Below are 10,999 nucleotides of genomic sequence, written 5' to 3'. Positions count from 1 at the left end.
TGCCGGTAAGGATTCACATTGATGAGGTGCCGGCGGGGGTGTTGCTGGCGGCGGGAATTACTTGCACGGTAGTGGTGAAGCAGGACCTGGCAGATAATTGATCGACCGAGTCGCCCCTGAACCGGGCGACGCGGTGATGCTTCCAGCTACTGGGAAATGTTGTAGCGATACAGACAACCCAGAGGATTTTCTGGATTGATGTTGAGGGCAACAATCAATTTTCCAGGGTCCTGCTGATAATGAAGCCTGGAGAGAGAGTCGGTGGTCTCCTCGCGAGGGATGACGCCACCCGCGTCTGAAAAATCGGAGTTGTAGCCACCGCTGCGTGCTTTCACACAGGCAATATAATTGCCCTTCTCGTCTCCACCAGAAACTACGATGTTATCAGCGAAAGGAACATGGTCCGCCCAGTTGACTCGCCTGTCGCTGCCGAGATCTGCTGGAAGCGGCATGATATTCGGACTGCCGAAAACGTCGAAATCGGGCTTACCTTCTTCATCGAAGGCGATCAACATGCCGTATCGCTCACTCAAGGCGTTGCCCATGTTGGTGTAGCCGGATGCCGTGAACCTATTGGGGGCTCGCTGTCTCACAGTATTGAGTTCGGCACCCCTGGAGTTGTACCGGACTACCAGAATCCCGGGTCTTTCCGGGTGACCGAAATTCTCATGGGGCGCACCACTGTCTGAATTCAACATCACGACGAGACCGTCCGTGTTCACGTCGGGCTCGTATTTTTCGTAGCCTGCAAATAACAACAGCCCATTGTCGAGCACGCAACCGTCGCTGAGTGAGGTCGATGCATGCCGCAGCCTGTGCTTTATTTCAACTCGGCCATCTGTGCCGAATGCCTTTACGGGTGCTCCCTGCGCATCGAATTTGTACAGGTGCGCCCTGAGCACGTCAGGCGTGTGGTAATCAACGCCGACAATAATGCTGCCATCGGGTAACGCGAACACGAATGCCGGGCCTTTTTTCGTAAGCCGTTGTGTGTTTGGGGGATCGATGATGACTTGGCCATTGTCGCCAAAGCTGCTCACTCGATTGCCTTTGCTGTCGAGGCAGAGAATCGCGGGGCTAACCTCGCTCGACTTCCCATTGGTTGTGCTGCCCGCCATGAACAGCCGCCCATCGGCACCTTCTGCAATAGGCCCGCCAGAGGCCAGCTCATTGGCCAGGAACGAACCCATGACACGCCCTTCGACCCCAAACGCCAGGTCTACGGCACCCAAGTGGTTCAGCTTGGAGATGAAGAAGGAGCTATTGTCGAAGGTACTGGTAACCAGCAACGATTTATCGCGCAGCAGCGTCGATCCGGTGAGGGGCCGGGACTTCGCCGGGTCGTCCTGAAATATATCGTCAAGTTGAAGTTTGCCTTCACCGCTTCCCCATGTAGCGTCGATTGTTGCCCTGATGTTCGTGGCCTTCTTAGCGGTTGTCATATACGTCCCTGCGCGGTTGTCGTGAGGTCGGTTTACTCGCCGGGCTTTAACACAGCCTCAACACCGTTCACCTGGCTTGAACTCACGATAGGCCTTCCTTGAGAGGGCGCCTACTGTCAACTCTGACAGGTCGGGATACCGCTCGTCGCAACAACTGGGTATCAGAGCTTTGCGCGCAATCCGAAGCGCTTCATCAACGTCGATTCCAACAACCCTTTCGGCAACAACGCCGCCAGCAACGGCAACGCCCGGCTGCCGTTGCCGATGCGAACCAGCCGTGGCGGCTTGCTCTGCCGCACCGCTTTCAACAGCTCGGCAGCAAACTCACTGGCCGGGGTGGGTTTGTCCTGCGATGCCTTGGCGCGTGCCCGAATGCCTTCACGCAATGGAAACCACGGCGATTGCTCGTTGATCAATTGCTCGGCTTCATGTCCGGCATTCTTCGCAAAGCTCGATTCGATGGCGCCGGGCTGGACTTCCATCACACGAATGCCAAACGGTGCCAGTTCCATTCGCAAGGCATCGCTCAACGCGTGTACCGCCGCTTTCGAAGCGCAGTAGGCGCCGGCAAACGGCGTGACCAAAACACCTGACACGCTGCCGATATTCACCACCAGCCCCCTGGCCCGACGCAGCAGCGGAAACAACGCGCGGGTGACGCCGACAATCGAAAACACGTTGGTCTCGAACTGGCGCTGCATCGCCTGCACGCCGCCGTCGAGCAGCGGCCCCATCGCGCCGTAACCGGCGTTGTTGATCAACACATCGAGGCCGCCGTGTTGCTGGTTTAGACGCTCGGCGAGTTGCTCAAGCGCGGCCCCATCATTGACGTCCAGCTGAATCGCGGTAAAACCGGCGGCGTTGAGCGCAGCGACGTCTTCAGTCTTGCGCGCACTGGCCCAGACTTCGTAGCCGGCGGCTTTGAACGCGTCGGCCAAGGCGCGGCCGATGCCGCTGGAACAACCGGTAATCAACGCAACGGGCATGGCGCATTCCTTGTGCAAAAAAGTCGGGGGAGGGGATCAGTCGGCAAAACTACCCTGCAAATGCTCGGCGCGAAACTCCAGGGTTTGCGGGCGATAGCCGGGGCGCAGCGGCGGCAGTGGCAAGCAATCTTCCCAGGTCGCGCCGGCCTGCAGTTCGCCGGGGCCGCGATAGCGCGGGGCGGTGTATTGATTGTCGGCCAGATTGACCGTATCGCCCGGCGCGTACGCGGCGACGCGCCAACGCAGTTCGGTCAGCGGCACATCGTTACCGTTGTTCATTTTCAATTGCAGTGGACGGTCGGCCGGACATTGTTCGGGAGCATAGGCAATGCGCAGTTCCAGGCGCGCCAGTTGTTTGATCTCGCGGTTGTCCAGCCACACCACCCACATGGCTACGAAGCCCAGGCCGATGGCAGCGGCCACCGACACCGGCAAGGCCTTGGCCGGATAGCGCAGCAGCAGGATCAGCCAGGTGATGACCAGCAGGATGCCGATGAACATGCGGGAACGCTCCGTGAGTGAGTGAGCTTCATCCTACCGAAGGCGTCGCACAATGGATATTCGGAGCGGCAACAAGCCTGCCGTTGGTCGGGACTGTAATTTCTGACAGTAGGCATCCACGTCCGGGCTTGCTCTCATGCGCGAAGGGCACACTGGGACGTTGACGCACTATGGGCATCCACCGCAATACGCCAACGCTTGCCGTGAACGATCCGCGTGGTTTGGCGATCCTCAACGTCAACTACTGGCGCGCCGATGCGGCGCTGGCAAGTGAGCCCCGAATCGAGCGGACGTTGCGGGACGTCGCCGGGCGTGTAGTCAAACAATGGGATGCGCGATTGTGGGCGTTGCAGGTGATCGATCCGCAAGCGCCCGCCAGCCTCACCACCACCCATGCCTTGAACGATATCGCGCTGCGCTCGGACAGTAGCGATGCGGGAGTCCAAGTCCGGTTGCCGGGTTTGGCCGGCCAGACGCTGTTCAACTGGGACAGCCGTGGCACATGCTGCGAGATTGCATACGATGACTTGCTGCGCCCTGTCGCGGTGTTCGAAGAAGGCACAGGCGTACCTCGCCGCTGCGCCGAGCGTTTTGCCTATGGCCGGCCCGGCTTTGGCGAGGCGCTGCGCAATCAGCTCGGTCAGTTGATCCGGCATGACGATCCGGCCGGTAGTGTCCTGTTCGAGCAATTCGCAATCACCGGCCAGTGTTGTGAAAACACCCGACACTTCGTGCTCGAGTCGGTTGTGCCGGATTGGCCAGATGCTGACTTTGAGCGCAAGGTACCGCTGGAGTCCGAAGGGGCAACCACGCAATGGCGCTTTTCACCGCAGGGCTCCGTGCTGGAACAGGTGGATGCCGCTGGTCATCGGCAGGTATTCGCGCTGACTCACGACGGACGATTACGCGGGGTTGATCTACGGCTCAGGTATCAGACTTCAGACCATCCAGTGGTCAGTGATATTCGGTACAACGCCGAAGGTCAGGTGACCCAGGAGCTGGCAGGTAACGGCGTTCTGACCACGCTGAGCTACCGCCGTGAAGACGGCCGTCTGCTCATGCGTCATGCTCAGGATCAAGAGGGCAACGTTTGGCAGGACCTGTTGTATGCCTATGACCCGATGGGCAATGTGCTGAGCATCGAAGACCAGGCATTGCCGGTACGCTGGTTCGCCAACCAGCGCATCGAGCCGGTCAGTCGCTACCGCTATGACAGCCTTTGCCAGTTGACTCACGCCACTGGCTGGGAGGCCGGCGCTGCCGGTGGCGGGCCGACCGCTGTCGCCAACTACAGCCAGAGTTATCGTTATGACGCCGCCGGCAATTTGCTCGAGCTGACTCACGTTGGCCCACAGAGTCCAGGTCATCAATTGCAGGCCGCGCGCTACAGCAATCGTTGCTTGCCGTGGCATGACGGTAAGCCGCCATCTGAGTCCCAGATCGCTGAGGCGTTCGATGCGCGAGGCAATTTGCTGTTGCTGGATCAAGGACGCCGGTTGCAGTGGAATCTGCGGAACCAGCTGAACTCGGTGGTGCTCGTGCTGCGCGTATCAGGCGCCGATGATTGTGAAAACTATCTCTACGACGGCGCCGGTCAGCGGGTATTGAAAACGCGTTCGTCACGCACGGCTGCGCGCAGTCTTCTTGCACAGGTGCGGTATCTGCCAGCGCTGGAGTTACGCACCGACACTGGCACCGGAGAAAGCCTGCAAGTGCTCACCGTGCAGACCGGACTCAACACCGTACGCGTCCTGCATTGGCAAAGCCCACCGCCGACCGGCCTGAATAATCTCTACCGATACAATTTCAATGATCACCTGGGTTCGATCAGTGTTGAGCTGGACGCCGATGCGCGGCTGATCAGCCGCGAGCATTTTTATCCATTTGGAGCGACGGCGTGGGCCAAGGAGCCCGACGTCAGCTACAAGACCGCGCGCTATTCGGGAAAGGAACGTGATGCCACGGGGCTTTATTACTTTGGGTTTCGCTATTACGTGCCGTGGCTGCAACGCTGGTTGAATACCGATCCTGGCGGGGCGATCGACGGTCATAATCGCTATCGCGCGATGCGCAATAACCCAGTCACTTACAGAGACAGCGACGGGCGCAAGCCCGACAAGCATGCACCCGATCGGGTGTACCACGATCTTGCCGACCAGAAACTGGTCAATCCCGTGCAAGCCGCCGGCATGCAGCCAGTGCGCCGTTACTTCGAGAATGACCCCAATCCCGACGTCCAGGCCTATCGCCGCGAAATACCGGTAGCGCTGGCAGAGCTGGGAGCCCGGGACAACTCCGTGCTCAACACACATCAGGCACATGTCATTGCCGCCGCGCGGACGCACACCGCGCCACCTTCGGGGGCCGTGCTGTACCACTCCGGTGAATTCGTTTCTTCGACAATGAATCGGGTGTTGGGGGAGGAGACCACCAGCCGGATCATGGGACCCATGTCCGTTGCGTTCAACAGCCCTGTCGAAGAACCGCAAGTGCTTGCAGCCAGGCGCGGTGCCGTGGCCAAAGGCTTCCAGATCGGCGGAAATCTGCTGATGCACGCCGCTAACCCCGCAGTTCAGTTGGTGGGCTCACTGAGTGTGGCAATGGGCAATGCCATGCAGGTTTCCGAGGCTCAGACGCGGATCCAGTACAAACTGCTCAGCACACCCGTTGCCGTGCCTCTTGCCATCTCCTCGAACAGTCCGGCGGTCGACTTGCAGTCCTTCAATCGATCGACCCGGCGGCAGCCGTTGTTTGCAGAACCGGAATCAACACCGACACCGTTGGCCCAGCAACTGTTTGCAGCCGCGTTTACACAAGGTCCCGCGGGGCTGGCGCAGGCGACGGAAGGCGAGTCGGTCGATGAAGATTCACCGCTGGCGAGACGCCGCAATTCAGTCTTCGGCTAGACAAAAAAAGCCCCCGCCCAGCCCGCTGCGGATAGGGAACGCAACGGGCTGGACGAGGGCTTCTCGTTTTAGTGATCGATTACTGCGCGATGGTCTTCACCGACACGCCGCGTTCGATCGGGGTGGAGCGGCCGTAGATATCTTCGAAACGTTCGATATCGTCTTCACCCAAGTACGAACCCGACTGCACTTCGATGATTTCCAGCGGGATCTTGCCCGGGTTGCGCAGGCGATGCACCGAGGCGATCGGGATGTAGGTCGACTGGTTTTCGGTGAGCAGGAACACGTTCTCGTCGCAGGTTACTTCGGCGGTGCCGCTGACCACGATCCAGTGTTCGGCGCGGTGGTGGTGCATCTGCAGCGACAGGCACGCGCCCGGCTTGACCGAGATGTGCTTGACCTGGAAACGCCCGCCCATGTCCACCGAGTCGTACGAGCCCCATGGACGATAGACTTCGCAGTGGTTCTGGGTTTCGCTGCGGCCCTGGGCGTTGAGGGTGTTGACCATCTGCTTGACGCCCTGGACCTTGTCCTTGTGGGCAATCATCATCGCGTCCTTGGTTTCGACCACGACGATGTTCTCCAGACCGATCACCGAGACAAGTTTGCCGTTGCCGTGGATCATGCAGTTCTTGCTGTCCTGGATGACCACGTCGCCTTTGCTGACGTTGCCGTTGGCGTCTTTCTCGTTGACTTCCCACAGCGACGACCAGCAGCCGACATCGCTCCAGCCGGCGGTCAGCGGCACCACGCAGGCGCGCTGGGTTTTTTCCATCACCGAGTAGTCGATGGAGTTGTCCGGGCAGCAGGCGAAGGTGGCTTCGTCGAAGGTGATGGTGTCGGCGTCCTGCTGGCTGCGCTCAAGGGTCAGCAGGCAGGTGTCGTAGATGTCCGGATCGTGCTTTTTCAGTTCTTCGAGGAAGCGGCTGGCTCGGAACAGGAACATGCCGCTGTTCCAGTAGTAACCGCCGGATTCGACGTACTCGGTGGCGCGCTTGACGTCCGGTTTTTCGACGAAGTGCGAGACGCGGCTGACGCCTTCGGGCAGCAGCGAATCAGCGGTGGATTTGATGTAGCCGTAGCCGGTTTCCGGTTTGGTCGCCGGTACGCCGAACAGGACCATCTCGCCGTTCTCGGCTGCGACAGTCGCCAGGGCCAGCGCACGTTGCAGGGCTTTCTGGTCTTCCAGCACGTGGTCGGCCGGCAGCACCAGCATCAGTTCGTCGCGGCCTTCATTGACCAGCATCATCGCGGTCAATGCTACGGCCGGCGACGTGTTGCGGCCGAACGGTTCCATCAGGATGCGCTGGCATTCCAGATTGCGCGCGGCCAGTTGCTCGTTGACGATGAAACGGTGTTCCTTGTTGCAGACCACGATCGGCGTGTCCATGCCTTCGAACACCAGGCGCTCGAGGGTTTGCTGGAACAGTGTGTGTTCGCCGGTCAGGGCGAGGAATTGCTTGGGGAATTGCTTGCGCGAAAGAGGCCACAGACGCGAACCGCTACCACCTGACAAGATCACCGGAATCATAATGTTTACTCCATAAAATCAATTTGGTTAGAGCCCTGTGGGAGCGAGCCTGCTCGCGATGGCGATGGCTCAGTCGACATTGATGTTGCATGTCAGACCGTATTCGCGAGCAGGCTCGCTCCCACAAGGGGTACTGCGTCAGTTCACAAAAGGATTAGCGAGTCGACACCGGGCGTTTCACCCAGACTGGCGACAGGTTGCTGCCGTTGCCGGTGACGTACAGCACCGCTGCCTCACCGCGCTCCAGGGCGACTGGTTTCACGTCGCCGACTTTTTTGTCGCCTTCGTACAGCGCCAGGCTGACTTTCACTGGGTTGATTTCACGTTCGCCACGGCCCTTGGCTGCCACGTTCGGCACCACTTCGGTCTTGCCGTCGGCGGTTTTCAGGGTCAGCGGCTTGTCGCTGAGGTTCTGTACACGAACCAGGGATTTCTGCTTGTTCTTGAACGGCGGCTCTTCGATCAGTTGTGGCGCGCCGGAAGCGTTGTTGACCAGGGTGTAGTAGTGGTCACCGGCAAGCTTGACCGGCAGGGTCTGGCTGCCGACCTTGGCGCTGTAGTCGCCGCCCGGCATGAAGCTGAAATCGCTGCTGGCCAATGGCGCGATGTCGCTCAGGTTGGTGCTGCCGACAGTCGCGCTGACTTCAGCGTTGCTGGCGTTGTAGACACGCACGAAGGTCGAGCCTTTCGGAGCGGTCGGGCCGTACAGCGCGGCGTCGCCACCGGCGAAGGCTGGGACGGAAAGTACGCTGAGGCCAGCAACCAGTGCGAAGCTTTTAGCGAGACGACGAGGAGTAGTAGTGAAAGTCATGGTGTACCTCTCTTTCAGTTTTGCGCCCGATCGGGCGTCTCGGATTTAGTGTTGATGGCTACGTTTTGTTGGCGGGCGCCGGCTTGTTTGAGCTCTGCGACCCACTGCGGGTCGGCGTCGCCGATTTCGTTGTTCACAGGCAGATATCGTTCAGGAAACTCCCAGATCAGCACTTGTGGCGGGCTGTTCTTGAAGTCATCGCTTTTCAGGTAGCTGAGCATCGGCAGAATCGGGCCATGGCCGTCTTCGGCGTAGTTGACGACGTCGCTGTGCAGCGCTTGTTTGAGCGCACCCACGAAGTTCCAGTTGGGGTTGGCGCTGTAGCTGGTGCCGATCAGCGCGACCGGTACTTCGCTGTTGGCGAACAGGGCGTCGTCACCGGCAGGCTGCTCGGCGGCTACGGTGTTGCGTTTGAGCAGTGGCTCAGGCGCCGGCATCATGTTTTCGAACAGCGGATCGAGCGGCAGGAACAGACGCAGATCGCCCTTGTGCGTGACCTTCTCTGCTGGCGTGGTGACGAAGCGCTGTGGCTCGCCGCTCAGCGGGAATTTCTCGGCAATGGTTTTCGCCAACGTGTTGGCGGCGATCTCGGCGCCTTCCGGCGTCCAGTGGGTGTCGGTGCGCAGGAACACTTGCTGACCGTTCTGCTTGGCCTGTTGCAGCGGGCCGAGCAGGTCAGGGGCGAGGATCTTGTCGGCCGCGACACGGGCGTGGAAATCCTGATACAGGTTCTGGTGAATGCTCGAAGGCTTCACTTCATCCAGATGCTCCGGATACAGACGCACCTTGGCCGGGACGATCGCCATCACCAGTTTCACGCCTTTCTCTTTCAGGGTCTGGCGCACGCCTTCGACCAGCGCGTAGTTGCCTTGCAGGTTCTGCTGTTCGTTGACGATCGGGTTGAATTCCTCATCGCTGTACAACCACTGGTCGCGGCCGAGCACAACGCCCGGACGACCTTCGTTGAACAGTTTGAAATCCAGCGCGGCCCAGAGGTTGGTGCCCAGACGCTTGATCGGGAATTCATCGTCGTAGTGGGTTTCCACCGCCTTGGTCCAGCGGCCATTGAGCACCGTCGCGTCGGCGTTGGTGCTGAAGCCGAAGAAGCTGCGAATCGACCACAGACCGAGGACCAACAGCGTCACCAGGAACAGGGCGATGTAGAAGATGCGTAATGAGCGGGTCATGTCAGATCCCTCAGAACTGGAAGTAAAGGAACGGCGAGAAGCTTTGCGCCGAGAGTTTGAGAATCGAGGCGATGAACAGCAGCAGGATCAGCCCGCGCATCACGTAGCGCGACCAGTCAGCGGTCCAGTAGGCCGGTTGCACCTGGGCTTCGACGCCGACGGTGTAGCCAGGTTCGTGGATGCTCGCCGGATTTTCCCCAGGTGCTGCCTTGATCATTCCCGGCGTCGCCGTGGCAGGACCATCGGCCTCGACGTTGACTTCCGGTTTGGTCTTGGCTGGCGGCTGATTGGTGTACAGATCACGCAGGCCGAAGAACGCCAGGGTCACGTAAGCCACCACCAGAGTCGCCACTTGCAGACCGGTGAGGCTGGCTTGATTGAGTTCCGACAGCGACCAGTCGCCGAAGCTGAACATCGCGCCGTACATGCGCCCGGCAACGTGCAGGTTCTCGGCACGGAAGATCACCCAGCCCATCACTACCAGCAGGAAGGTCAGTGCCCAACGGATCGGGTTGAGGCTGCGCGGCGATGTGTTCAGGCCGAGCATTTTTTCGATCGCCAGCCACATGCCGTGCCAGGCGCCCCAGATGATGTAAGTGATGTTCGCGCCGTGCCACAGACCACCGAGCAGCATGGTCAGGAACAGGTTGCGATAGGTCATCAGCGTGCCTTTACGGTTACCGCCGAGGGTGATGTACAGGTAGTCACGCAGCCAGGTGGACAGGCTGATGTGCCAGCGGCGCCAGAACTCGGTGATCGACTGGCTGATGTACGGCTGCTTGAAGTTTTCCATGAAGCGGAAACCCATCATCAAGCCCAGACCGATGGCCATGTCGCTGTAACCGGAGAAGTCGAAATACAGCTGCGCGGTGTACGCCAGCGCACCGAGCCAGGCATCACCCGTGGTCGGGTTCTGCAGGGCGAAGCAATGGTCGGCGACCACGGCGAGGGTGTCGGCGATGAAGACCTTCTTGATGAAACCCTGCATGAACCGCGTGCAGCCCTCGGAGAATTTGTCGAGGGTGTGCGTGCGGTTGTTGAACTGATCGGCGAGGTCGCGAAAACGCAGGACCGGGCCGGCAATCAGGTGCGGGAAGATCGCCACGAATGCTGCGAAGTCGATCAGGTTGCGCGTGGCCGGAGTGTCGCCACGGTACACGTCGATGATGTAGCTGATCGATTCGAAGATGTAGAACGAAATACCGATCGGCAGCAGCACGTGGGTGAGGATGAACGGCTCGAGACCGAACGAAGTCATGATCTCGTTGATGCTGTCGACACCGAAGTTGGCGTACTTGAAGTAGCCCAGAATGCACAGGTCGACGGCCACGCCGAGCAGCAGCCAGCGCTGCGCCGGTTTGGTTCGCACGCCGGCAGCACCGACCTTGAGGCCGATCCAGTAGTTCCACAGCGTGACCGCTGCGAACAGCGCGAGGAAGTCCACTCGCCACCAGGCGTAGAACACGTAGCTGGCGATCAGCAGCAGCAGGTTGCGATAGCGTTGCCCGCTCAGGTAGTACAAGCCGAGAAAGATCGGCAAGAACAGAAACAGGAACACGTTGGATGAAAATACCATCCCGATCTCTCCATGTTTGAATCAACAGTCAAGGGCCGAAGCCCCCCCAAACCCCCCGT

At 59.8% G+C, this 10,999-nt stretch carries 8 protein-coding genes and 1 pseudogene; 2 read left to right on the top strand and 7 right to left on the bottom strand.

Annotation, left to right across the window (positions count from 1 at the left end):
• Window positions 1-101, top strand: a pseudogene (locus tag D8U82_RS28360) (efflux transporter periplasmic adaptor subunit); the annotation flags it as partial.
• 45 nt (window positions 102-146) lie between these two features.
• On the opposite strand, the gene D8U82_RS02040 reads toward D8U82_RS28360, so the two are convergent.
• The 3 genes from D8U82_RS02040 to D8U82_RS02030 form a co-directional block, all read right to left on the bottom strand.
• Window positions 147-1,442: a hypothetical protein gene (locus D8U82_RS02040; RefSeq protein WP_130901550.1), complete on the bottom strand. Its 1,296-nt coding sequence runs from the start codon at window positions 1,440-1,442 to the stop codon at window positions 147-149.
• Between the two features lie 161 nt (window positions 1,443-1,603).
• Complete coding sequence (locus D8U82_RS02035; protein ID WP_125927506.1) at window positions 1,604-2,428, bottom strand: SDR family oxidoreductase; 825 nt, start codon at window positions 2,426-2,428, stop codon at window positions 1,604-1,606.
• 36 nt (window positions 2,429-2,464) lie between these two features.
• A complete protein-coding gene (locus D8U82_RS02030) occupies window positions 2,465-2,929 on the bottom strand; it encodes a hypothetical protein (protein WP_016771607.1) in 465 nt (154 codons plus the stop codon).
• 170 nt (window positions 2,930-3,099) lie between these two features.
• Here D8U82_RS02030 and D8U82_RS02025 point away from each other — a divergent pair, with 170 nt between their 5' ends.
• On the top strand, window positions 3,100-5,835 hold the full coding sequence (locus tag D8U82_RS02025; RefSeq protein ID WP_177434098.1) for an RHS repeat protein: 2,736 nt from the start codon (window positions 3,100-3,102) through the stop codon (window positions 5,833-5,835).
• A 79-nt stretch (window positions 5,836-5,914) separates the two neighbouring features.
• Here D8U82_RS02025 and D8U82_RS02020 read toward each other — a convergent pair whose 3' ends face one another.
• From D8U82_RS02020 to D8U82_RS02005, 4 genes are all read right to left on the bottom strand, one after another.
• Window positions 5,915-7,366: a mannose-1-phosphate guanylyltransferase/mannose-6-phosphate isomerase gene (locus D8U82_RS02020; protein ID WP_024011673.1), complete on the bottom strand. Its 1,452-nt coding sequence runs from the start codon at window positions 7,364-7,366 to the stop codon at window positions 5,915-5,917.
• Between the two features lie 154 nt (window positions 7,367-7,520).
• A complete protein-coding gene (locus D8U82_RS02015) occupies window positions 7,521-8,177 on the bottom strand; it encodes an alginate O-acetyltransferase AlgF (protein WP_016771605.1) in 657 nt (218 codons plus the stop codon).
• A 14-nt stretch (window positions 8,178-8,191) separates the two neighbouring features.
• Complete coding sequence (locus D8U82_RS02010; RefSeq protein WP_016771604.1) at window positions 8,192-9,364, bottom strand: alginate O-acetyltransferase; 1,173 nt, start codon at window positions 9,362-9,364, stop codon at window positions 8,192-8,194.
• 10 nt (window positions 9,365-9,374) lie between these two features.
• Window positions 9,375-10,940: an MBOAT family protein gene (locus D8U82_RS02005; protein WP_024011674.1), complete on the bottom strand. Its 1,566-nt coding sequence runs from the start codon at window positions 10,938-10,940 to the stop codon at window positions 9,375-9,377.
• Window positions 10,941-10,999 lie beyond the last annotated feature (59 nt).

Origin of the sequence: Pseudomonas sp. Sample_23, assembly GCF_004307595.1 — a bacterium.
In the GTDB taxonomy this organism is placed as follows: Bacteria; Pseudomonadota; Gammaproteobacteria; order Pseudomonadales; family Pseudomonadaceae; genus Aquipseudomonas; species Aquipseudomonas atacamensis.
The sequence above is the reverse complement of the archived record's forward strand: the minus strand, read 5'-3'. Positions and strand labels throughout refer to the sequence as shown.